Origin of the sequence: Janibacter hoylei PVAS-1 (genome assembly GCF_000297495.1) — a bacterium.
Classification (GTDB): domain Bacteria; phylum Actinomycetota; class Actinomycetes; order Actinomycetales; family Dermatophilaceae; genus Janibacter; species Janibacter hoylei.
Genome location: NZ_ALWX01000064.1, coordinates 1 through 23,556, shown reverse-complemented (window position 1 = coordinate 23,556; position 23,556 = coordinate 1). Strand labels below are relative to the sequence as shown.

Below are 23,556 nucleotides of genomic sequence, written 5' to 3'. Positions count from 1 at the left end.
GCCGCCCGCGGTGACGAGAGCCCGGTCCCTGAGGAGGCCACCCGCGGTGACGAGAGCCCGGTCCCTGAGGAGGCCACCCGCGGTGACGAGAGCCCGGTCCCTGAGGAGGCCGCCCGCGGCCGTCTCGAAGGGTCAGCCCACCGTGACCGTCGCGCCGGACTCCTCGCCGTCGATCTGCTCGCCCATCTCCTCGGCGATGCGCAGGGCCTCCTCGATGAGGGTCTCGACGATCTTGCTCTCGGGGACGGTCTTGATGACCTCACCCTTGACGAAGATCTGGCCCTTGCCGTTGCCCGAGGCGACGCCGAGGTCGGCTTCACGGGCCTCACCGGGGCCGTTGACGACGCAGCCCATGACGGCGACGCGAAGGGGGACGGTCATGCCCTCGAGCCCGGCCGTCACCTCGTCGGCGAGCTTGTAGACGTCGACCTGCGCGCGCCCGCAGCTCGGGCAGGAGACGATCTCGAGCTTGCGCGGGCGCAGTCCGAGCGACTGGAGGATCTGCTGGCCGACCTTGATCTCCTCGACCGGAGGAGCCGAGAGGGAGACGCGGATGGTGTCACCGATCCCCTTCGACAGCAGCGCGCCGAAGGCGGTGGCCGACTTGATCGTGCCCTGGAAGGCGGGACCGGCCTCTGTGACGCCGAGGTGCAGCGGCCAGTCACCGGCCTCGGCGAGCAGCTCGTAGGCCCGGACCATGGTCACCGGGTCGTTGTGCTTGACCGAGATCTTGAAGTCGTGGAAGTCGTGCTCCTCGAAGAGGCCGGCCTCCCAGACGGCGGACTCGACGAGGGCCTCGGGCGTCGCCTTGCCGTACTTCTCGAGCAGGCGCTTGTCGAGGCTGCCGGCGTTGACGCCGATGCGGATCGAGGTGCCGTGGTCCTTGGCGGCATTGGCGATCTCCTTGACCTGGTCGTCGAACTTGCGGATGTTGCCCGGGTTGACGCGCACGGCGGCGCAGCCGGCCTCGATCGCCTGGAAGACGTACTTGGGCTGGAAGTGGATGTCGGCGATGACCGGGATCTGGCTGTGCTGGGCGATCTCGGCGAGCGCGTCGGCGTCGTCCTGGCTCGGGCAGGCCACGCGCACGATGTCGCAGCCGGCGGCGGTGAGCTCGGCGATCTGCTGCAGCGTGGTGTTGACATCGGAGGTCAGCGTCGTCGTCATCGACTGCACCGAGATCGGCGACTCGCTGCCGACACCGACCGATCCCACCTTGATCTGCCGGGTCTGGCGACGGGGCGCGAGCACGGGGGCCGGGGCCTTGGGCATACCGAGGGAGACGCTCATGCCTCCATTATGCGACCTGCAGGCTGGACGTCCCCTGCGCCCCGCGCGTGAAGGTGCGAGGACGCCCGGACCACCCCCACTGGTGGAGGTGCGAAGGCCGTCCACGGCTGTTCCTCGACACCACGCACGCCGGAGGACTCGGGTGCGCACATCGCTCGGCAGCGTTGTCGTCACCTGCCGGCGTTGCCGCCACCCGGTTGACTGGAGAAGGGGGACCAGGTGACATCACCGCCGACAGGCTGACCGGGGACCCCTCCGGGTCCCGCCCCTGGAGGGTCAGGTCAGCTTCACCGGCTTGACGATGTCGGCGTAGACGAGCAGCAGGGTCATGCCGATGAAGGCCAGGGCGACGACATAGGCCAGCGGCAGGGCCTTGGCGACGTCGACGGGGCCGGGGTCGGGCAGGCCGCGCAGCTTGGCCCAGCCCTTCTTGACCGCCTCCCACAGCGCGCCCGCGACGTGGCCGCCGTCGAGCGGCAGGAGCGGGATCGTGTTGAAGGCGAAGAGGACGAGGTTGAGCGAGCCCATGAGGGTCAGCAGGAGGATCGCCTTGTCCGAGGTGTCGCCGAAGTCGTCGGAGCTGGCCACCTCCCCCGCGATCCTGCCCACGCCGACGACCGACATCGGGCCGTCCGGGTCGCGCTCCTGGCTGCCGAAGGCCGCCTCGGCGACGCCGACGAGCTTTTGCGGGATGCGCACGAGCAGCCCGTAGGTCTGCCCGAGCTGCTCACCGAAGAGGCCGGGCACCGCGGTGATCGGCTGCTTCTGCATCTCCCGGGTCCCGGTCGCGCCCAGGAAGCCGGCCCGCTCGGTGACGGGCGCTCCCGTCGCGTCCGTCTCGATCCGCCCCTGGTCGTCCTGGACCGGCAGGTCGAGCACGATCGGCTCGGCACGCAGCGTCTTGGTCGTGCCGGCCCGGTCGACCTGCATCGTCAGCGGCTCGTCGAGGTTGCTACGGATCGCGGCACGCACATCGGCCCACGTCGAGACAGGGGTGCCGTTGATCGAGGTGATGGTGTCACCGGGCTTGAGCCCGGCAGCATTGGCCGGGGCGATCGGCATGTCGTCGGTGCACTCGGTCGCGGCCTGCTGGCCCTGCTGCTGGATGTCGACGCACTCGTTGACAGCGGAGATCGTCGGGGTGGCGACGGCGATGCCGTTGAGGGTGAAGATGCCGGTGAAGAGGACGAGCGCGATGAGCAGGTTCATCACCGGGCCGCCCATCATGATGACGATCCGCTTCCAGATGGGCAGCTGGTAGAACATCCGCCCGTCGTCGCCGGGACGGATCTCCTCGAGGCTCTGCTGACGCGCCTCGTCGACGAGCTGGCTCATCCGGCCGGTGCTCGACGCGCGCACGGTGCCGTCCGCGGCGGGCGGAAACATCCCGATCATCCGGATGTAGCCACCGAGCGGGATCGCCTTGACCCCGTACTCGGTCTCACCGCGGCGTCGCGACCAGATCGTCGGCCCGAAGCCGACCATGTACTGGGGCACCCGCAGCCCGAACTTCTTCGCCGGGACCAGGTGGCCGATCTCGTGCAGGGCGATCGACAGACCGATGCCGAGCACGGCGAGCAGGACCCCCAGGACGTAGAGCATGTCCCGATCGTCTCACGCTGACGCTCCCCCGCTCCCTGCGTGGGTGGCCCCCGCGACCGTCTCTGCCGCTCCCTGAGTGGGTCCCACGCTCCGCGTGGGCGGTCGCCCCGCGACCGTCTCTGCCGCTCCCTGAGGAGGTCGCCCCGCGACCGTCTCGAAGGGAGGCGCCCCGACCCTTCGAGACGTCGGCCGCAGGCGGCCTCCTCCTCAGGGACCGGTGCTGCTCCCGCTGAGCAGCCCCGCGGCCTCGTCGCGCGCCCAAGCATCCGCAGCGAGCACGCCCTCGACCGTGTGCGCGTCGAAGCGCGCGTCGTCGTGCCGCTGCAGGACCTCGGCGATCGTGTCGACGATGTCGGTGAAGCGCGCGGCCCCGTCGTGGAAGGCGTCGACCCCGACCTCGTTGGCCGCGTTGTACACCGCCGGGTGCGTCCCACCCGCGGCACCGACCTGCTGGGCGAGGCGCACCGCCGGGAAGGCCCTGTCGTCGAGCGGCTCGAAGCGCCAGTCCTGCGCCCGCGTCCAGTCGACGGGAGTCTCGATGTCGGTGAGCCGCTCCGGCCACGACAGCCCGAGCGCGATCGGCGCGAGCATCGTCGGCAGCCCGAGCTGGGCGATGACGGCGCCGTCGTGGAACTCGACCATCGAGTGGATGATCTGCTGCGGGTGGACGACGGCCTCGATCCGCTCCATCGGCACGTCGAAGAGCAGGTGCGCCTCGATGAGCTCCAGCCCCTTGTTGACGAGGGTGGCGCTGTTGGTCGTGATGACCCGCCCCATGGCGAAGTTGGGGTGCTTGAGCGCCTGTGCCGGCGTCACCTCGCGCAGGGCGGCCCGGTCCATCCCGCGGAAGGGCCCGCCGCTCGCGGTGACGACGAGCTTGCGCACCTCGTCGGCCCGGCCGGAGCGCAGGGCCTGGGCGATCGCGGAGTGCTCGGAGTCGACGGGCACGATCTGGTCGGGCGCGGCCGTGTCCTTGACGATCGGGCCGCCGATGATCAGCGACTCCTTGTTGGCCAGCGCGAGGCGTGCGCCGGAGCGCAGCGCGGCGAGCGTCGGTCGCAGGCCGATGGCCCCGGTGATCCCGTTGAGCACGACGTCGGTGGGCGCACCGGCGGCGATCGTCGCGGCCTCCTCCCCCACGACGACCTCGGGCGCGTAGCCCGGGTCACCGGCCGCGGTGGCGATGGCTGCGGTCAGGTCCTCGCGGGTGCCGGCCGCGGCCGCGACGAGCGAAGGGCGGTGACGTGCCGCCTGCTCGGCGAGCAGCTGGGTGTTGGCACCGCCCGCGAGCACCTCGACGGCGAAGCGCTCGGGGTGGGCCTCGATGACCTGCAGTCCCTGGGTGCCGATCGACCCGGTCGACCCGAGCAGGGTGACGCGCGTGCTCACGCCCCGCCCTCACGGCGGCTGGAGTCGATGGCCTCGCGGCGGGCGAGCCGGTGGGCCCGGCGGATCTCGGCCTCGCGGTGGCGGCGCTGCTCCTCTGGAGTCTCGATCGCCAGCTCGGGGACCCGGCGGGTGCTCCCTTCGGCATCGACGGCGACGAAGACGAGGTAGGCGCTCGCGACGTGGACGCGGTCGGTGACGGCGTCCCAGCGATCGACCTCGGCCCGCACGCCGACCTCCATCGACGACGACCCGGCCCAGTTGACCTGGGCGCTCACGTGGAGGACGTCACCGACCCGGACGGGGTTGAGGAAGGCCATCTAGTCCATCGCCGCGGTCACGGCCGGCCCCTGGGCGAAGCGGTTGGCCGAGACGCCGGCGGTGTCGTCGACCATCTTCATGATGTTGCCGCCGTGGACATTGCCCAGGAGGTTGGCCTCGGCCTGGGACATGACGCGGGAGAGGGTGATGCGGGTGTCGGTGGGTGTCGTCACCGCGTCATCATCTCAGCGATCGGCCACGACGATGCTCAGGTCCGGGTACTCCTCGTCGAGGTCGGCGAGGATGTGCAGGACGCCGGCGTCGGGTGCGCCCGGTCGCCACACGAGGGTCCACGGCGCCTCGTGTCGGTCGGCGACGTCGCGCAGGCAGTCCATGAGCGCGTCGAGGTTGCGCCCGAAGTGCTCCGGCAGGAGCAGGGCCTCGACGAAGCGGTCGTAGGTCTCGTCGCGGTCGGCTCCCCCGTCGACGAGGTGGACGTGGTCGGTGCCGGCGACGGCCCGCGCGAGCAGCCCGTCGACCCCGGCGGCCTCCATGTGGATCACTGCCCCTCCTCGATCTGGGCGAAGCTCGCGTAGTGGTCGTCCGTGTAGTACCGGTCACCGTCCTGCCCACCGACGATCCGTCGTGCGCCACGGTCACTCTCGCCGGGCGTCGGGACCGTGTACTCGCGGTAGTAGCCGCGGGACCGGTCCGGCAGGATCCCCTCCCTGTTGCCGAAGGTGATGCCGTCGCGGTCGTACGGGAAGGGCCCGCCGACGCGGACCAGCTCGAGCGTCTCGCGGCCCTCCTGCGGCAGCTGCGACTCGGCGATCGTGCCCAGCCCAGAGTCCGGTGTGAAGCCGGACCCCGGTGTGCCCGAAGGGGGTTCCTCCGCCTCGGCCTGCGAGGTCGCCGACGACGCGGCCGAGGTGGTCGACCCGCCCGTCGAGGAGTCGCCGCCACCACCGGCGATGACGATCCAGGCAGCGAGCAGGATCAGCAGGACACCCCCGGCGAGCTGGAGCCGGGTGCGCCAGGTCTTCGACACGGTCAGAGCGCCAGGCCGACGTACTTGGTCTCGAGGTACTCCTCGATGCCCTCGAATCCCCCTTCGCGGCCGAAGCCGGAGTGCTTGACCCCGCCGAAGGGGGCCGAGGGGTTGGAGACGATGCCCTGGTTGATGCCGACCATGCCGAACTCGAGCGCCTCGGCGACCCGGATGGTCCGGGAGGTGTCCTGGGTGAAGACGTAGGCGACGAGGCCGTACTCGGTGGAGTTGGCCAGGCGCACGGCCTCCTCCTCGGTGCTGAAGGTCGTGATCGGGGCGACCGGACCGAAGACCTCCTCGGTGAGCACGCGCGCGCTCGCCGGGACGTCGGTGAGCACGGTCGGCGGGTAGAACCAGCCCTTGCCAGTGGGCACCTCGCCACCGACGAGGGCGCGGGCGCCCTGCGAGAGCGCGTCGTCGACGAGCTCGGCGACGCCGGCGCGCGCCTTCTCGGTGATGAGCGGGCCGACGTCGACCCCCTTCGTCGTGCCCTTGCCCATGGTGAGGGCGCCCATGCGGTCGGCGAGGGCCGCGGCGAAGTCGTCGGCGACCGACTCGTGGACGATGAAACGGTTGGCGGCGGTGCAGGCCTCGCCGATGTTGCGCATCTTGGCGAGCATCGCGCCCTCGACGGCGCGCTCGAGGTCGGCGTCCTCGAAGACGACGAAGGGGGCATTGCCCCCGAGCTCCATCGAGGTGCGCAGCAGCTGCTCGGAGGACTGCTCGACGAGCCTCTTGCCGACGGGCGTGGAGCCGGTGAAGGTCAGCTTGCGCAGTCGCGGGTCGCGGATGATCGGCTCGCTCATCTCGCCGGAGGAGCTCGTCGGCACGACGTTGAGCACACCGGCGGGCAGGCCGACCTCCTCGAGCAGACGGGCCAGGGCGAGCATCGTCAGCGGCGTCTCGTGCGCGGGCTTGACGACGGTCGTGCAGCCGGCGGCGATCGCGGGACCGATCTTGCGGGTGCCCATGGCGAGCGGGAAGTTCCACGGGGTGACGGCGAAGACCGGCCCGACGGGCTGCTTCATCGTCATCAGGCGGGTGCCGCCGCTCGGGGCGACGGCGTAGCGTCCGTGGATGCGCACGGCCTCCTCGGCGAACCAGCGGAAGAACTCGCCGCCGTAGGTCACCTCGCCGCGGGACTCGGCCAGGGGCTTGCCCATCTCGAGGGTCATGAGCATGGCGAAGGTGTCGGCCCGCTCGGTGATGAGCTCGAAGGCCGAACGCAGGATCTCCGAGCGCACCCGCGGCTCGGTCGCCGCCCACTCGGCCTGCGCGGCGACGGCCGCGTCGAGCGCCGCCTTGCCGTCGGCGACGGTCGCGTCGGCGACCTCGACGAGCGTCTTGCCGGTGGCCGGGTCGGTCACGGCGAAGGTGGCGCCGTCACCGGCGTCGCGCCACTTCCCTCCGATGAAGAGCTGGGTGGGTGCGTACTCGAGGGCTGACTTCTGCGTCACGGCTGCCATGGGGGCTACGTTACGACCAACGGCCGCCTTAGGCGACTGGCGCAAATCCTTCGGTTTTGTCACGCTATGGGCGTTGAACTTCCAGATCTCGCCGCCGGAGGCCGCAATGACTGTCATGACCCCCTTCGCCCGGGTGCTCCTCGACCAGGCGCACAGCAGCGCGTGGTCCATCGACCCGGAGCTCGCCGAGCGGATGAACCCCGCCAACCCCGGCGACGCGAGCCTCGCCCGGGCCGCCGCGGTCCTGCGCGAGCGCGGCACCGAGGTCCTGGCCCACACCGACGGTGAGCTGACCCCGGAGGCGCTGGCCGGCGCCGACGTCCTCGTCATCGCCCACCCCGCGGCCGCCTCGAGCGAGCGCGTCGCCGGCGACCTGCCGCCGGTCCTCTCACCCGCCGAGATCACGGCCGTCACCGATCACGTGGCGCAGGGGGGCGGTCTCGTCGTCCTCGGCGAGTGCGACCACGACGCCCACGGCAACAACCTCAACGACCTGCTGGCTCCCTTCGGCCTGGCGATCGCCTCCACGCTCGTCCACGAGCGCGCCGACGGCGGACGCCGCCACCAGGGCAACGCGACCTGGGTCCTCGGCGAGACGAGCGCCGGCCCCGGGCAGGGCGTCATGGCCGGCATCGACGAGCTGTGCTTCTACCGGGCCGGGACCATCGACGTCTCCGGCGCTCCGGGTGCGCGCGTCCTCGCCCGCACCTCCGCCACCGCCCACCCCGCCGCCCAGCCGCTGGCCGTCGCCGTGCAGCACGGCGCCGGACGCGTCGTCGTCCTCGCCGACTCCGACCTCGTCGGCGACGACTCGATCGCGGAGCTCGACCACGAGGAGTTCTGGGTCAACCTCGTGACGTGGGCGGGGAACGGTGGCGCGGCTCTTCGAGGCACGCCCACGCGGAACGTGGCACCCAGCCCGCAGAGCGGACTCGCTCCTCAGGGACCGGGGGTGGGCGCGAGCGAGGCGTGGGTCGCGCTCAAGGCGGCGGTCGAGGAGCTGCGGCTCATGCAGACCAAGGACGGTTCGCTCGCCGACGACGCCGACCGCGAGCGCGCGACGGCCCTCGTCGCCGTCATGGCCGAGCGGATCACCGAGCTCGCGCCGCGCTTCCCGCACGACGCCGACTACCTGGCCGCGCTGCCGGTCGACCTCCAGCGGTGGGTCGACGGCGGCTTCGGGGTGCCCGACTTCCTCGACTCGCTCATGGCCTTCCGCCCCGACCAGCACCGCGTCGACGGCACGCAGCACCTCGCCGTCTTCCCGATGTACACGCAGAACGGCAGCCTCGACCGGGTCTTCGAGGCCGTGCTCTTCGACGTCATGTGGCCGCAGTGGCTCGCCGACGTCGAGGCGACCTACGACAACCCGATGTTCCTGCCGGTCCGCTTCATCGACTTCACCCCCGGCTATGACACCAACTCGGCCGTCCTCTTCCCCGAGACCGTCGCCGTGCGCGAGGTGCCGAAGTTCAGCTGGGGCGCGATCTTCTGCGACCGCGAGGCCGCGCGCTTCCGTCGCGTGACCTCCGCCTCCGCGGAGGTGCTCGGCCTCGACCTGCCGCCCGAGGGCGAGCGGCTCGTCGCCTCGCAGGAGGTCGCCCAGGCGACCTTCGCGATGTGGGACCTCATCCACGACCGCACGCACAGCCACGGAGACCTGCCCTTCGACCCCTTCATGATCAAGCAGCGCATGCCCTTCTGGATGTACGCCCTCGAGGAGCTGCGCTGCGACCTCAACACCTTCCGGCAGAGCGTGACGCTGGCTGAGCAGGGTCACCCCTACGCCCGCGCCGTGCAACTGGCGATCCTCTTCGACCGACTCTTCCGCTTCCCCGTCACCGGCGACCGGGTGCGCAACTACGACGGCCTCGGTGGGCAGCTGCTCTTCGCGTGGCTGCACAAGCGCGGGGCGATGCGCTGGACCGACAACACGCTGACCTTCGACTGGGCGCAGGTCCCGGCCGCAGTCGTCGCCCTGTCCGACGAGGTCGAGACCCTCTACCGCGAGGGCATCGACCGCTCGCGCGTCGGTCACTGGATGGCCGCGCACCAGTTCATCGCCGGCTACGTCGCGCCGCACCCGGCCTCGGCGTGGGCGAAGGGGGCCGAGCACCTGCCCCTCGACGGCCCGCCCAAGGGGCTGACCGATCTCGTCCAGCCCGACGAGTTCCCGCTCAACGTCTTCTACGAGGCGCTGCGCAAGAAGCTCGCGCCGGTCATCGAGGCCACCCGCGGCATCACCGGCACCCTCGACCCCCGCGCGGCGGAGGCCGCCGCGGCTGAGAGGATCCCCGCGTGACCGACACGACCACGCAGGCCGCCCCCTTCGCCCCGATCCACGACCCGTCCGTCCGCGGCTTCGCCAGCGACAACTACGCCGGCATCCACCCGGAGGTGCTCGCTGCGCTCGTCGCGGCCAACGGCGGCCACCAGGTGGCCTACGGCGAGGACGTCTACACGGCGCGTCTGACCGACGTGCTCGCCGAGGTCTTCGGCACGGCGGCGCAGGTCTACCCGGTCTTCAACGGCACGGGAGCCAATGTCCTTGCGCTGCAGGCCTGCACGCCGCGCTGGGGATCAGTCCTCACGACGACCAGCGCGCACATCCACGTCGACGAGGCCGCGGCGCCCGAGCGGGTCGGCGGGCTCAAGGTCAACGTCGTCGACACCCCCGACGGCAAGCTGACCCCGGAGCTCATCCGCGCCTACCCCGCGCGGGTCGGCGACGAGCACTTCGCCCAGGTCGGCGTCGTCTCGATCACCAACTCGACCGAGATCGGCACCGTCTACACGCCGACCGAGATCCGCGCCATCGCCGACGTCGTCCACGACATGGGGTGGGTGCTGCACCTCGACGGCTCCCGCCTGTCCAATGCCGCAGCCGCCCTCGGCGTCGAGCTGCGCGAGCTCACGACCGACGCCGGCGTCGACATCCTCTCCCTCGGCGGGACCAAGATCGGCGCGATGCTCGCCGAGGCGGTCGTCGTCCTCTCCCCCGACCGGGTGACGGGAGCGACCTTCCTGCGGAAGCAGTCGATGCAGCTGGCGAGCAAGATGCGCTTCGTCTCGGCGCAGTTGCTCGCACTCTTCGAGGGCGACCTGTGGCGGCGCAATGCGGAGCACGCCAATGCGATGGCGCGGCGTCTGGCGGAGGGGGTCGCCGGGGTCGAGGGGCTCACCCTGCCCCACGAGGTCGAGGCCAATGCGGTCTTCCCGATCCTCGCGCGCGAGTCGAGCGAGCGCCTCATGGAGTCCTTCCGCTTCTACTTCTGGGACGAGAGGACGGGGCAGGTCCGTTGGATGTGCTCCTGGGACACCACCGAGGGCGATGTCGACGCCTTCGTCGAGGCGGTGCGGGCCGAGCTGAGCCGGTGAGGTTGCTCACAGACCGGGGTTTCTTCAGGTTCTGCTCAGATTCATCTACTACACCTGAAGGGTGGCCCGCCTCCCTCGACTGACCAGCGCACCGGTACTCGCCGGTGCGCTCGTCGTCTTCACCCTCCTAGCGGCCGGGCCGCTCCAGCCGTACGACGAGCGCTTCCAGGGCTACTGGGCCAAGCGGTACACCCCCAACTGGTGGCAGTTCCTCGACCAGGTGCCCAATGCCGTCGCCGGTCAGGCGGTCTGCCTGCCCGTGCTGCTCCTCGTCGCCGTCACGCTCGCCTGGCGGCACCGCACCTGGCACCCGCTCGCGATCGTCGCCGCCGCCGAGATCGGCTTCTACGCCGGCATCGGCGGGTTGAAGGTCCTCCTCGGTCGCTCGGCCCCCATCCACGGCAATGGTGGCGGCTTCTGGGACGGTGGTCCCATCGCCCACGGCTGGTACGGCATCGCCTACCCCTCCGGGCACGCGGCCGAGGCGGTGCTCATCTACGGCGCCGCCGCCTACCTGATCCTCGCCTACGCGGGGCCGGACAACCGTCTGCGGCGGCGACTGACGTGGCTCGTCGGGCTCATCGCCGCCAATGCGATCGTCGTCGCCTTCTACCTCGGCTTCCACTGGCCCACCGACCTCGTCGCGGGGCTGCTCGCCGGCGGTCTCGTGCTGCGACTCATCGTCAACGGCGACCGGGCGCTGCAGCGACGGGGCCTCCCCTTCGGCTGGAGCTACGACCTGCCGGGCCGCCATGGCCGCGAGAGCGAGCCCGAGGCCGCCCCGGCACCGAGCCCGCGGCCCCAGCCGGTGCCCGTGCCGGCGGCGGTCTGGCTGCGCACCTCCCCCTTCGACCTGCCCCGGCCGTCGGTGCAGCACCTGCGCCCGCTCACGGCGCAGTGGTCGGTGCGCACCCCGGGCACACCCACCCACCGCCGCCCCGAGCGCGAGCTCCAGCTCCACTGATCCTGCCCCGCGACCCAGATGGTTGTGTGTTGAACCGGTAGGCCTGGAAGCCGGCAGGCGTTGGTGGGGGCTGCCGGCTCCCCCGGCTACCACTTCAGGACACAACCATCGACGAGATCAGCCGGGGGACCGGTTGGGGGCAGCCGGGTCCCGCTCCTCGAGCCCCCAGGGCGAGCCGTAGCCCTGCGGGGCGGGCGCGGCGAGCAGCTCGAGGAAGGGCCTCGCATCGAAGGCCTCCGGCCCCTTGGCCCCCGCACCCGACCAGACGCCTGTCGCGAGCAGCTCGAGCGCGACGACGGGGTTGATCGCCGTCTGCCACACCACCGCCTGGGCGTCGTAGTCGCGCATCGTCGCCTCGTTGTCCGCCACGTGGTGGAGGTACACGGCCCGGGGCGCGCCGTCCGTGGTGCCGGTGACGAGCACGCCCGCGCACGTCTTGCCGGTCATCCGCGGACCGATCGTCGCCGGGTCGGGCAGCACGGCCGCGACGACATCACGCGGGCTGACCCGCACACCCTTGACGTCCACCGGCTCGGTCGAGTCGAGGCCGAGCTCGTGGAGCACCTTGAGCATCGAGATCATCTGCTCGCCGAGGCCATACTTGAAGGTCACCCGCCCGGCATCGAGCCAGCGCGGCATGAGCAGGACCTCCTCGTGCTCGACGTGGACGCACTCGACCGGCCCGATCCCCTCGGGGAAGTCGAAGACCTCCGGCTCGGCGAAGGGAGGCAGGGTCACGAATCCCGCCTCGACGTCACCGCCGGCCCGCTCGCGCTCCCACACCACCGGCGGGTTGAGGCACTCCTCGATGATCGTCCACATCGAGAAGCCGGGGGCGAAGACCTCGTTGCCGTCGTCGTCGCGGACGACGAGGTTGGCCCCGTCGCGGGTGCCGAGCTCGTCGATCTCGTCGAAGAGCTCGTCGGCCGCGTACCGGGCGAAGACGTCGGACAGTCCCGGCTCGACCCCGATGCCGAGCAGCGCGAGCCGCCCCGCGGCCTCCCACTCCCTCGCGCGCGCCAGCTGCTGGTCACCGAGCTTGACCCCCGGCAGCTCGTACGGCCGCTGCGGGTGCGGGCTCGACAGCGACATCGCCATGTCGAGGTAGTCGGCACCCGCTGCGAGCGCCCCCTCGAAGATCGGCATGACGAACCGGGGGTCGACGGCGTTGAAGACGTGCGTCGCCCCGTGCTCCCGGGCCAGCGCCGTCACGGCCGCCGAGTCGGAGGCGTCGACCTGCGCCGCGACAAATGCTCCGTCACTCCCCCTTCGTGCCGTCGCCGCGGCGACCGTCGCCTCGGCTCGCTCCAGGGAGTAGTCGGCGACCACCCACCGCTCGAAGAAGTCGCGCTCGGCGGCGATCTTGGCCGCCGCGTCACCAACCCCGCCGGCACCGATCATGAGCACGCGCATGAGAGCCTCCCGACTCACTTCGAGGTCCGGCTGCTCGCCACCCGCTGGCCCACCACGACGAGGAGGACCGCGATGACGAAGAGCGAGAAGCCGATGACATTGGCCTGGGCGGGGATGCCGCGCAGGTAGCTGACGTAGACGAACTTCGGGAAGGTGCTCGTGTCACCCGAGACGAAGTTGGTGATGATGAAGTCGTCGAAGCTCAGGCTGAAGGCGAGCATCGCGGCGCCGACGATGCCCGGCAGCACGAGCGGCAGCGTCACCCGCCAGAAGGTCTCGCCCGGCCCGGCGTAGAGGTCCTGGGCGGCCTCCTCCATCCGCGGGTCGAGGCTCTGCAGCCGCGCCCGGACGGTGACGACGACGAAGCTCAGGCAGAACATGATGTGCGCGATGACGATCGTCCAGAAGCCCAGCCGCAGCCCCACCTGGGAGAAGCCCTGCACGAAGATCGTCAGCAGGCTCGCGCCGAGGACGATCTCGGGCGTGGCCATCGGCACGAAGACGAGGACATTGCTCGCGGACTTGCCGCGGAAGCGGTGCCGCACCATGGCGAAGGCGATCATCGTGCCGAGCACGGTCGCGACGAAGGTCGCGAGCAGCCCCACCTGCAACGACGTGGCGAGCGACTCGCAGATGCCGGGGGCGCCGCACGGGTTCTGCCAGTGCTTGAGCGTCGGGCCGGCGTTGGAGTTCCACGTGATGTTGGACTTGCGGTAGTCGTTGAAGCTGAAGACGAAGGTGTAGAGGACCGGCAGGAAGAGGTAGAAGAGCACGAGGAGTGCGGCGATCATCGCGAAGCGGTCACCGAGCCAGCGGGTCACGGTGCGCATCTCAGACCAGCTCCTCGGTGCCGAAACGGCGCACGTAGAAGAAGACGAGCACGAGGATCATCGCCATGAGCGTGAAGCTCAGCGCCGCGGCGGTGTCGTAGCCGCCCGGCACCTTGAAGAACTGGCTCTCGATGACGTTGCCGACCATCTTGGTGCTGCGGTCGGACCCGAGGAGCTCGGCGTTGACGTAGTCGCCGGAGGCGGGGATGAAGGTGAGCAGCGTCCCCGCGAGCACGCCCGGCATCGACATCGGCAGGGTCACCCGCGCGAAGGTCGTCATCCCGCTCGCGTAGAGGTCGCCCCCGGCCTCGATGACCCGCGGGTCGGCGCGCTCGAGCGAGGCGTAGATCGGCAGGACCATGAAGGGCAGGAAGTTGTAGGTCAGGCCCGCGACGACCGCCACCCATGTCTCGGTGATCCGTCCGCCCGGCAGCAGGTGCAGCGTCGTGAGCACGCTGGCGACGACCCCGTCGTCGGCGAGGATCTGGCGCCACGCGATCGTGCGCAGGATGAAGGAGGTGAAGAAGGGCGCGATGACGCAGATGAGCATCACCGGGCGCCACCGCCCCGCCTTGAAGGCCATCGCGTAGGCGAGCGGGTAGGCCAGGACGAAGGCGAAGAAGGTCGCCAGGGCCCCGAAGAGCAGCGAGCGCAGCATGTGCGGCCAGAACTCGACGAGCGCGTCGACGTAGTTGGAGAAGTTGACGTCGCGGTAGTAGTAGCCGGGCGCCCCGGGGTAGTCGCTCTGCAGCGAGACGGTGAAGAGCTGCACGACGGGCACGACGAAGAAGACGACGAGCCAGAGCACGCCGGGCAGGAGCAGCAGGTAGGCGATCCGGCGCGAGCGCCGGCCCTCGACGGCGTCGGGATCCGTTGCCGCCGAAGGGGGTCCGCCCGCAGTCGCGGTGGTCACGCCCTCTCCCCCCGCGGTGGCGACGAAGGCCTTGTCCTGCGCTCCCTCGGGCAGGTCGTCGGCGGCGACGACGAAGGCGTGGGCGGGGTTCCACGACAGCCACACCTCGTCGCCGGGACGGGTCGCCTGCGGCTCGACGTCGAGGTTCTGCTCGTAGACCGACCAGGTACCCCCGGAGGGGACGGTGACGAGGTACTGCGTCGCGACACCGGTGAAGGAGACGTCGGTGACCGTCGCCCGCACGTCGCTCCCGGCCGCCTCGGGCCGAAGGGTGTGCAGCCGCACCTTTTCGGGCCGGACACCGAAGAGCACCCGCCCCTCGGTGACCGCGGCCCGGGCACCGGGCACCCGCACCGTGGTCCCGGCCGCGTCGGCGACGAGGTGGTCCCCGTCGCGGCCCGTGACGGTGGCGGGCACTAGGTTGGACTGCCCGACGAAGCCGGCGACGAAGGCCGTGCCCGGCAGGTCGTAGAGCTCCTCGGGGGCACCCATCTGCTCGATCCGCCCGCCGTTCATCACCGCGACGGTGTCGGCCATCGTCATGGCCTCCTCCTGGTCGTGGGTGACGTGGATGAAGGTCAGGCCGACCTCGGTCTGGATCCGCTTGAGCTCGACCTGCATCTGCCGCCGCAGCTTCAGGTCGAGCGCGCCGAGCGGCTCGTCGAGCAGGAGCACCTCGGGCCGGTTGACGATCGCCCGGGCCAGCGCCACCCGCTGCTGCTGGCCGCCCGACAGCTGGGCCGGGCGACGCCCGCCGAGGTGGGCCATCTGGACGAGCTCGAGCGCCTCGTCGGCGAGACGGGTCGCTGCGCTCTCCCCGCGGCGCTTCGGCCCGAAGGCGACGTTGTCGCGGATGCTCAGGTGCGGGAAGAGGGCATAGCTCTGGAAGACGGTGTTGACCGGGCGCTCGTAGGGGCGCGAGCCGGTGAGGTCGGTGTCGCCGATGAGCACCCTTCCGGCAGAAGGCTGCTCGAGCCCTGCCACCATCCGCAGGGTCGTCGTCTTGCCGCACCCGGATGGGCCGAGGAGGGCGAAGAAGGAACCCCGGGGAACCCGCAGGTCGAGGTCGTCGACGGCGGTGAAGTCGCCGAAGGTCTTGGTCACCGACGACAGGACGAGGTCGCCCTTCGCCTCGCGGACACCGCCGGCACCGGATCGTGAGAACAGGCCCATCAGTTGCCCACCGCCTTCGCCCACAGCGCGCTGTAGTCCGCGTCCTCCTGGGAGGACAGTGCCCTGAAGCCGACGATGTCGTGGTCGGCGATGTAGTCCTCGCTCGGGAAGATGAAGGGCGACTCCGCGAGGTCGGGGTCGATCTTTTCCATCTCCGCCCGGGCGCCCTCGACGGGGCAGATGTAGTTGACCCACGCGGCGACCTCGGCGGCCACCTTGGGGTCGTAGTAGTAGTCCATGACCTGCTGGGCATTGCGCCGGTGGTGGCTCGTGATCGGCACCATGAGGTTGTCGCTCCAGAGCATCCCGCCGGACTCGGGGATGACGAACTCCCAGTCGTCGTCCTCGGTCTCGGCCCGCAGGACGAAGAGGTCACCGGACCAGACGATGCCGGCCACGGCATTGCCGCTCTTGAGGTCGTTGAGATAGCTGTTGCCCTTGACCCGGCGGATGTAGCCCTCGGTGAGGCGCTTGTCGACCTCACCAATCGCCGCCTCGAAGGCGGCCTGATCGAAGTCACCGGAGGGGTCGACGCCCTGCGACTGCATGATCAGGCCGAGGGTGTCGCGGAACTCGCTGAGCACCGAGATGCGGCCCTTGAGGTCGTCGGCCCACAGGTCCTCGATCGCCTTGAGCTCCCGGCCGACCTTGCCCTTGTGGTAGCCGATGCCGGCGAAGCCGGACTGCCAGGTCAGGGAGTACTGCCGCCCGGGGTCGAAGGAGACGTCCTTGAGCGGGGCCAGGAGGTTGCTCGCATTGGGCATCTGGATCAGCTCGAGCGGCTGGCACAGCCCCTCGCGGATGATCCGGTTGGCCATCCAGTCGGTGAAGGTGAAAATGTCGCGGTTGATGTCCTGCTTGGCCCGCAGCTGCGGCGCGATCTTGTTGAAGTAGGTGTCGTTGTCGTCGACGTCCTCGGTGTAGGAGACCTTGATGCCGGTCTGCTTCTCGAAGGCGGTGAGCGTCGGGTAGGTCTTGCCCGCGTCGTCCATGTCGAGGTAGGCGGTCCAGTTGGCCCACCGCACCGTCTTCTCCCGCTCGGACCGGTCCTCGGGCAGGTCGAGCTCGGCGACGCCGCCGGCCGGCGGCTCGGGCGGGGCGCACCCTGCGAGGAGGGAGGCCCCGAGCCCGAGGGCGCCGGCCCCGAGCATCGTGCGTCGGCTCGGCTGGAAGGAGCCGCGCGAGCGGGCCGAGGCCTGCGCGGCCCGGATCAGCGCGGCGGTTCTGGGGTCGGCAGGTCGCCGGAGGCGGTCCATCTCGGACCTCGCTTCCGTGAGGAGGGACGAAGGGGGTGTGCCGCCGGCGAGGAGCCGGTCAGCTCTCGATGTTGGCCATGACGTGCTTGACCCGGGTGTAGTCCTCGAAGCCGTACATCGACAGGTCCTTGCCGTAGCCGGACTTCTTGAAGCCGCCGTGCGGCATCTCGGCGACGAGCGGGATGTGGGTGTTGATCCAGACGCAGCCGAAGTCGAGGCGCTTGCTCATGCGCATCGCGCGCCCGAAGTCCTTGGTCCACACCGACGACGCCAGGCCGTACTCGACGCCGTTGGCCCAAGCGACGGCCTGGTCCTCGTCGGTGAATCGCTGGACGGTGATGACCGGGCCGAAGATCTCGTCCTGGATCGCCTCGTCGTCCTGCTGCAGGCCGGAGACGACGGTGGGCGCGTAGAAGAAGCCCTCGCCCATCGCGGTGAGTCGCTCGCCGCCCTGCGCGAGGTTGGCATGGTCGGGCAGCCGGTCGATGAAGCCGGCGACCTTGGCCAGCTGGTTGCTGTTGTTGACCGGGCCGAGGAGCGCGTCGGAGTCGTCGGGCATGCCGACCTTGGCGTTGTCGCGGGCGTACTCGGCCAGGGCGGCGACGAAGTCGTCGTGGATGCCGGGGGCGGCGAGCACGCGGGTCGCGGCGGTGCAGTCCTGGCCGGCGTTGAAGTAGCCGGCCGTGGCGATGCCCTCGACCGCGGCCTCGATGTCGGCGTCATCGAAGACGACGACCGGCGCCTTGCCGCCGAGCTCGAGGTGGGCCCGCTTGAGGTTGCGCGCCGCGGAGGCGGCGACCTCGACACCGGCACGCACCGAGCCGGTGATCGCGACGAGGCCGGGGGTGTCGTGCTCGACGACCATGCGGCCAGTGTCGCGGTCACCGGTGATGACGTTGAAGGTGCCGGCGGGAAGGAACTCGCTGGCGACCTCTGCCATGAGCAGGGTGGTCTCGGGCGTGGTGTCGCTCGGCTTGAGGACGATCGAGTTGCCGGCCGCCAGCGCGGGGCCGATCTTCCACGCGGCCATCATCATCGGGTAGTTCCACGGGGTCACCTGGCCGACGACGCCGATGGGCTCGCGGCGGATCCAGCTCGTGTGGCCGGCCATGTACTCGGCGGAGGCGCGGCCCTCGAGCACGCGGGCGGCACCGGCGAAGAAGCGCAGCTGGTCGCACATGACCGGCACCTCCTCGATGGCGGTGAGGGCGTGCGGCTTGCCGGTGTTCTCCCCTTCGATCCGGATGAGGTCCTCGGCGCGGGACTCGAGGGCATCGGCGAACTTGAGCAGCGCACTCTGCCGCTCGCCCGGCGTCGCCTCGGACCACTTGGCGAAGCCGGACTCGGCGCTGGCGTAGGCGGCGTCGACATCGGCCTGCGTGGAGACGGGGGCGTGGGCAACGACCTGCCCGGTCGCGGGGTTGACCAGGTCGATGCTCGCATCGCCGGTGGCGTCGACGTACTCGCCACCGATGAAGTTGCGCAGGGTCCGGGGCTGGGTCACGACTGGGGTCCTTCCGATCGGGAATGTGACCCAGACGATAGTGCGCCGTCGACGAAATCGACAGTCTCTCGCACTCACATTTGTGAAAACATCAGCGATCACCCGTGTTTCGTGCGGATTTCGTCGTGCTCGGCTTGCCATGCGACCGGGATCGCGCCACCATGGCGACATGTCCTCCCCGGTCCACCTCGACGAGATGAGCAAGCAAATCATCGAGCACCTCCAGGAGGACGGACGCCAGTCCTACGCGACGATCGGCCGGGCCGTCGGCCTCTCCGAGGCCGCGGTGCGCCAGCGCGTCCAGCGCCTGCTGGACGCCGAGGTCATGCAGATCGTCGCGGTGACCGATCCCCTGCAGGTGGGCTTCCACCGTCAGGCGATGATCGGCATCACCGTCGACGGTGACCTGCGCCCCGTCGGCGACGCGCTCGCCGACATGCCCGAGGTGTCCTACGTCGTCACCACCGCCGGCAGCTTCGACATCCTCGCCGAGATCGTCTGCGAGGACGACGACGAGCTGCTCACCCTGCTCACCGAGCGCATCCGCACCCTGCCGGGCGTGCGCTCGACCGAGACCTTCGTCTATCTCAAGCTCAACAAGCAGCACTACAACTGGGGGACCAGATGACCCAACCGACCACCACCGCTCTCGGCACCGACATGCAGCAGGCGGCCCGCGACCACCTGTGGATGCACTTCAGCCGCCACTCCGTCTACGAGGAGGGCGGGCGCGTCCCGACGATCGTCCGCGGCGAGGGCCACAAGATCTGGGACGACCAGGGGCGCGAGTACATCGACGGCCTCGCCGGCCTCTTCGTCGTCCAGGTCGGTCACGGGCGCACCGAGCTCGCCGAGACCGCGCTCAAGCAGGCCGAAAAACTGGCCTTCTTCCCCATCTGGTCCTACGCCCACCCGGCAGCGATCGAGCTCGCCGAGCGTCTCGCTGCGGGTGCCCCCGGCGACCTCAACCGGGTCTTCTTCACCACCGGCGGCGGCGAGGCCGTCGAGTCCGCGTGGAAGCTGGCCAAGCAGTACTTCAAGCTCACCGGCAAGCCGAAGAAGCACAAGGTCATCTCCCGCTCCATCGCCTACCACGGCACCCCCCACGGCGCCCTGTCGATCACCGGCCTGCCGCCGCTCAAGGAGGACTTCGAGCCGCTCGTGCCTGGTGCCCACAAGGTGCCCAACACCAACATCTACCGCGCCTCCGAGGACCTGCGCGACGACCCCAAGGCCTTCGGCCGCTGGGCCGCCGACCGGATCGCCGAGGCGATCGAGTTCGAGGGTCCCGACACCGTCGCCGCCGTCTTCCTCGAGCCGGTGCAAAATGCCGGCGGCTGCTTCCCGCCGCCCCCCGGCTACTTCGAGCGGGTGCGCGAGATCTGCGACGAGTACGACGTGCTGCTCGTCTCCGACGAGGTCATCTGCGCCTTCGGCCGCATCGGCTCGATGTTCGCCTGCGAGGACTTCGGCTACACGCCCGACATCATCACCTGCGCGAAGGGGATGACCTCCGGCTACTCCCCCATCGGCGCGATGATCGCGAGCGACCGGCTCTTCGAGCCGTACAAGAGCGGGACCAACAGCTTCGCCCACGGTTACACCTTCGGTGGTCACCCGGTGAGCGCGGCCGTCGCCCTGGCCAACCTCGACATCTTCGAGCGCGAGGGGCTCAACGACCACGTGAAGGAAAATGCCCCGGCCTTCCGCCGCACCCTCGAGCGGCTGCTCGACCTGCCGATCGTCGGCGACGTGCGCGGCGAGGGCTACTTCTACGGGATCGAGCTGGTCAAGGACAAGGCGACCCGCGAGACCTTCGACGCCGCCGAGTCCGAGTCGATGCTGCGCGGTTACCTGTCCAAGGCGCTCTTCGACGCGGGCCTGTACTGCCGCGCCGACGACCGCGGCGACCCGGTCGTCCAGCTCGCTCCCCCGCTGACGGTCGGCCAGGCCGAGTTCGACGACATCGAGCAGCGGCTGCGCACGGTCCTCACCGAGGCACCCAACCACCTCTGACCTCCCTTCGCCCGCCCCTCCCTGCGCATTTCCCTAGGGAAATGCACACCCCGGCCGCATTTCCCTAGGGAGATGCGGCTCCGGCGGTCATTTCCCTAGGGAAATGCGGATTTCCGGCGGCGGGCGAGCAGCGGCGGGCCCGCCCCCTGTCGGTCCCTGAGGAGGTCGCGCAGCGACCGTCTCGAAGGGCTGACGAAGGGAGCGGACCCGCCGCTGTCGTGGGGTCGCCGATCAGCCGGCAGCCACCTGGAGCAGACCCCCGGTCGTGCCGGAGGGGGCATCGCCGATGACGTCGACGGCGCTGTCCTGCAGACCGCTCGTGATGGCGTCGGGCGTCGCACCCGGGTTGGCCTCGAGGTAGAGCGAGGCCGCGCCCGCGACGTGCGGGCTGGCCATCGAGGTGCCGCTGTAGGTGTCGGTACCGCCACCGGGCACGGTCGACTCGATGTCCTGGCCCGGGGCATAGCCCTCGACGACCGACCCGTAGTTGGAGAAGTCGGCGTTGCCGTCCCCGTCGGTCGAGGCGGCGGTCGTGAAGACCCCGTCCGCGCTCGCCGGGGAGACGTTGGCCGCGTCCTGCGACTCGTTGCCCGCCGCCACCGAGGTGAAGACGCCGCTGTCGACGAGGCCGCTGGCCGCGTTGTCCAGCGCCGGGTCCTTGGACCCGCCGAGCGACATGTTGGCGACGGAGGGACCGTCAGCCTGCTGCGCGACCCAGTCCATAGCCTCGATGATCCCGGCCGACGAGCCGCTGCCGCTGTCGTCGAGCACCTTGACCCCCACGAGGTCGACGCCCGGGGCGACACCGTAGCTCTCGCTGCCGATCGTGCCGGCGACGTGCGTGCCGTGGCCCTGACGGTCGAGGCCGTCCCCGCCGGTCACGTCGAAGCCGACGGACGCCCGGCCACCGAACTCGGTGTGGTCGGGGTCGATGCCGGTGTCGAGGATGTAGGCGGTGACGCCGGCACCCGTCCCCGCCGGCTCGTAGCTGCCGTCGAGGGGCAGCGCCGGGTCGTCGATGCGGTCCAGACCCCACGGGGTGTCGGCCGCGGCCTGCCCCTCGGAGGGGTCGACGCGGATGCTCATGTTTTCCGAGACGGCCGCGACGTCCGCGTCGGCGCGCACGTCGTGGAGCTGCTGCGGTGTGAGCCGTGCGGAGAAGCCGTCCATGACCTCGGTGTAGACGTGCGTCGGGGTCACGCCGAGGGAGGAGGCGACAGCCCGCGCGTCCTCGCCCTCGTCGAGCGTGACGACGTAGGTCGTCTCCCCCTGCATCTCCAGCGCTGCGTCACCGTGCGTGGTGAGCGGGGCGAGGTCCTCGCCGTGGGCCTGGGCTGCGAAGGGGGTCACCGCCAGCAGGAGTGCCGCCGAGGAGACGACAACACTGGCGCTCTTCGTCGAGTACTTCATGGGTTCCTTTCGTCTGCCGTCCCGGATCTCGGAGCGGCTGCTGCTGGACACTACGAGTGGCTCACGGGGGTGTCCACGGCTCGAGATCGACCCCTCCCTGGCGTCAACGAACGGTAAGAACCGGTGCGAGAGAGGCGATCTGCCGCGGATCCTGCGGCGGCCGGGCCCAGTCGCCGCAGGCCATCACCCACCCTCCGGAGCCCGATTTCCGGAGAGAATCCATACCGATCCCCGACGCCCCCGACACCCGCGGCTAGGTTGGGCGGCATGACGAGGGAGACCCGCCACCACCCCCTGCGGGACGTGCTCGGACGCCGTCCGGGCGACCCCGCCTTCCGCGAGGTCCACGACGAAGGGGGTCTGCGTCGCCTCATCGGAGCGGGCACCCCGCTCGCGGGCTGGCGCCTGCAGGGCCTGGACCTCGAGCCCCACGCGGAGCACCTCTCCCGGGCCGACGTGCGCGGTCTGGTCGTGCTCGGCGGTCAGGTCCCCGACGCGCTGGCCCGCGACCTCGTCGCGCGCGGCGCGGTCATCATCCCGCCCGACCCCACCTGCCCGGTCGAGGCCTTCCGCTCGCGGCTGTACACCCCCTTCGACCTCTACGACGGCATCGCCGAGCACGGCTACGCCAGCACCGTCGACGCCCGCGCCTACGCGTGGAGCCGTGAGGCGCGGACCCAGCACGATGCGTGGGCGACGCTGCTGCGGGCGGTGCACGACGACGCGGTGCAGGACGCCCTCGTCGAGGCGCTCCACGGTCGCGACGTCGTCGGCGTCATGGGCGGGCACGCGCTGGAGCGTGGGAGCAGCGACTACGCCGACGCCGCCCGGCTGGGCCACGCACTCGCCGCGAGCGGGCGCGTCGTGCTGACCGGCGGCGGGCCGGGAGCCATGGAGGCGGCCAACCTCGGCGCGCTCGCCCCGACCCCCGACGCGGTCGACGCGGCGTTGGGCCGGCTGGCCGCGGTGTCGAGCTTCCGCCCGTCGGTCGAGGCCTGGGCAGAGCTCGCGCTGCGGGTGCGCGACGACCTCGGGGCCGCGCCGGGTCGGGCCCGCAGCTACGGCATCCCGACGTGGTTCTACGGCCACGAGCCGCCCAATGTCTTCTGCGACGGCATCGCCAAGTACTTCTCCAACGCGCTGCGCGAGGACGTGCTGCTCGCCCAGAGCAGCGGCGGGCTCGTCGTGCTGCCCGGCGCAGCCGGGACCGTGCAGGAGATCTTCCAGGCCTGCACGCCGCTGTACTACGCGCCCGAGGGCGAGACGCTGCCGCCGCTCGTGCTGGTCGGCCTCGAGCACTGGACCGAGACCGTCCCCGTCTGGCCCGCCCTGCGCGCGCTGGGGACCGGACGGCCCCTCGGCGAGGTGCTGCACCTCGCCGAGACCCCCCGAGGAGGCCGCCGCGCTGCTCGCCGCCTGAGGAGCCACCGCCCCAGTGCACATTTCCCTAGGGAAATACGGAACCCGTGCGCATTTCCCTAGGGAAATACGGCCCCCGCGCGCATTTCCCTAGGGAAATACGGCCCCCGTGCGCATTTCCCTAGGGAAATGCGCACGGGGGTGCGGTCAGTCGAAGACGATGGTGCGCCGGCCGCGCAGGACGACCCGGCGCTCGACGTGCCCGCGCCCTGCGCTGGCCACGTCGA

Annotated in this window: 17 protein-coding genes and 3 pseudogenes; 6 read left to right on the top strand and 14 right to left on the bottom strand. The window is 70.8% G+C overall.

The window, feature by feature from the left end; translation table 11 throughout:
• Positions 1-132: 132 nt before the first annotated feature.
• The 7 genes and pseudogenes from ispG to B277_RS12940 form a co-directional block, all read right to left on the bottom strand.
• A complete protein-coding gene (gene ispG, locus B277_RS12970; RefSeq protein WP_007928949.1) occupies positions 133-1,290 on the bottom strand; it encodes a flavodoxin-dependent (E)-4-hydroxy-3-methylbut-2-enyl-diphosphate synthase in 1,158 nt (385 codons plus the stop codon).
• A gap of 276 nt (positions 1,291-1,566) precedes the next feature.
• Complete coding sequence (locus tag B277_RS12965) at positions 1,567-2,892, bottom strand: M50 family metallopeptidase (RefSeq protein ID WP_007928948.1); 1,326 nt, start codon at positions 2,890-2,892, stop codon at positions 1,567-1,569.
• A gap of 207 nt (positions 2,893-3,099) precedes the next feature.
• Positions 3,100-4,281 carry a 1-deoxy-D-xylulose-5-phosphate reductoisomerase gene (gene dxr, locus B277_RS12960; RefSeq protein WP_007928947.1) on the bottom strand — a complete coding sequence of 394 codons (1,182 nt, stop codon included), beginning with the start codon at positions 4,279-4,281 and terminating at the stop codon, positions 3,100-3,102.
• Positions 4,278-4,730, bottom strand: a pseudogene (locus B277_RS12955) (acyl-CoA thioesterase). Before B277_RS12955 ends, dxr begins: the two are co-directional and overlap by 4 nt.
• Before the next feature lie 54 nt (positions 4,731-4,784).
• Positions 4,785-5,093 carry a barstar family protein gene (locus B277_RS12950; protein ID WP_192899871.1) on the bottom strand — a complete coding sequence of 103 codons (309 nt, stop codon included), beginning with the start codon at positions 5,091-5,093 and terminating at the stop codon, positions 4,785-4,787.
• A gap of 5 nt (positions 5,094-5,098) precedes the next feature.
• On the bottom strand, positions 5,099-5,587 hold the full coding sequence (locus tag B277_RS12945) for a guanyl-specific ribonuclease (protein WP_007928942.1): 489 nt from the start codon (positions 5,585-5,587) through the stop codon (positions 5,099-5,101).
• Positions 5,588-5,589: 2 nt separating this feature from the next.
• Positions 5,590-7,053, bottom strand: coding sequence for an NAD-dependent succinate-semialdehyde dehydrogenase (locus B277_RS12940; protein WP_007928940.1), 1,464 nt, complete (start codon positions 7,051-7,053; stop codon positions 5,590-5,592).
• A 106-nt stretch (positions 7,054-7,159) separates the two neighbouring features.
• Here B277_RS12940 and B277_RS20015 point away from each other — a divergent pair, with 106 nt between their 5' ends.
• The 3 genes from B277_RS20015 to B277_RS12925 all read left to right on the top strand — a co-directional run bounded on the left by B277_RS20015 (position 7,160) and on the right by B277_RS12925 (position 11,395).
• Positions 7,160-9,355, top strand: coding sequence for a DUF6421 family protein (locus B277_RS20015; RefSeq protein WP_337590151.1), 2,196 nt, complete (start codon positions 7,160-7,162; stop codon positions 9,353-9,355).
• Positions 9,352-10,431: a threonine aldolase family protein gene (locus B277_RS12930; RefSeq protein WP_007928936.1), complete on the top strand. Its 1,080-nt coding sequence runs from the start codon at positions 9,352-9,354 to the stop codon at positions 10,429-10,431. The genes B277_RS20015 and B277_RS12930 overlap by 4 nt, the downstream gene beginning before the upstream one ends.
• 61 nt (positions 10,432-10,492) lie before the next feature.
• Positions 10,493-11,395, top strand: coding sequence for a phosphatase PAP2 family protein (locus tag B277_RS12925; protein ID WP_007928934.1), 903 nt, complete (start codon positions 10,493-10,495; stop codon positions 11,393-11,395).
• Positions 11,396-11,512: 117 nt separating this feature from the next.
• Here the strand turns inward: B277_RS12925 and B277_RS12920 are convergent, their stop codons facing one another.
• From B277_RS12920 to B277_RS12895, 6 genes and pseudogenes are all read right to left on the bottom strand, one after another.
• Positions 11,513-12,808, bottom strand: a complete 1,296-nt coding sequence (locus tag B277_RS12920; RefSeq protein WP_007928932.1) for a saccharopine dehydrogenase family protein — start codon at positions 12,806-12,808, stop codon at positions 11,513-11,515.
• Between the two features lie 14 nt (positions 12,809-12,822).
• Positions 12,823-13,638: an ABC transporter permease gene (locus B277_RS12915; protein ID WP_007928931.1), complete on the bottom strand. Its 816-nt coding sequence runs from the start codon at positions 13,636-13,638 to the stop codon at positions 12,823-12,825.
• Between the two features lies 1 nt (position 13,639).
• Positions 13,640-14,224, bottom strand: a pseudogene (locus tag B277_RS19205) (ABC transporter permease); the annotation flags it as partial.
• Positions 14,225-14,593: 369 nt separating this feature from the next.
• A pseudogene (locus B277_RS18185) lies at positions 14,594-15,724 on the bottom strand (ABC transporter ATP-binding protein); the annotation flags it as partial.
• The gene (locus B277_RS12900; RefSeq protein WP_007928927.1) at positions 15,724-16,980 is read right to left on the bottom strand and encodes a polyamine ABC transporter substrate-binding protein; all 1,257 of its coding nucleotides are present in this window, start codon (positions 16,978-16,980) and stop codon (positions 15,724-15,726) included. The pseudogene B277_RS18185 and the gene B277_RS12900, both read right to left, overlap by 1 nt.
• 58 nt (positions 16,981-17,038) lie before the next feature.
• A complete protein-coding gene (locus tag B277_RS12895) occupies positions 17,039-18,484 on the bottom strand; it encodes a gamma-aminobutyraldehyde dehydrogenase (RefSeq protein WP_007928926.1) in 1,446 nt (481 codons plus the stop codon).
• A 169-nt stretch (positions 18,485-18,653) separates the two neighbouring features.
• On the opposite strand from B277_RS12895, the gene B277_RS12890 reads away from it, so the two are divergent.
• Together B277_RS12890 and B277_RS12885 are read left to right on the top strand one after the other, a co-directional pair.
• The gene (locus tag B277_RS12890) at positions 18,654-19,112 is read left to right on the top strand and encodes an Lrp/AsnC family transcriptional regulator (RefSeq protein WP_007928925.1); all 459 of its coding nucleotides are present in this window, start codon (positions 18,654-18,656) and stop codon (positions 19,110-19,112) included.
• A complete protein-coding gene (locus tag B277_RS12885; protein ID WP_007928923.1) occupies positions 19,109-20,500 on the top strand; it encodes an aspartate aminotransferase family protein in 1,392 nt (463 codons plus the stop codon). The genes B277_RS12890 and B277_RS12885 overlap by 4 nt, the downstream gene beginning before the upstream one ends.
• A 231-nt stretch (positions 20,501-20,731) precedes the next feature.
• Here B277_RS12885 and B277_RS12880 read toward each other — a convergent pair whose 3' ends face one another.
• Positions 20,732-21,910: a S8 family peptidase gene (locus B277_RS12880; RefSeq protein ID WP_007928921.1), complete on the bottom strand. Its 1,179-nt coding sequence runs from the start codon at positions 21,908-21,910 to the stop codon at positions 20,732-20,734.
• A gap of 267 nt (positions 21,911-22,177) precedes the next feature.
• On the opposite strand from B277_RS12880, the gene B277_RS12875 reads away from it, so the two are divergent.
• Positions 22,178-23,392 carry an LOG family protein gene (locus B277_RS12875; protein ID WP_007928919.1) on the top strand — a complete coding sequence of 405 codons (1,215 nt, stop codon included), beginning with the start codon at positions 22,178-22,180 and terminating at the stop codon, positions 23,390-23,392.
• Positions 23,393-23,556 lie beyond the last annotated feature (164 nt).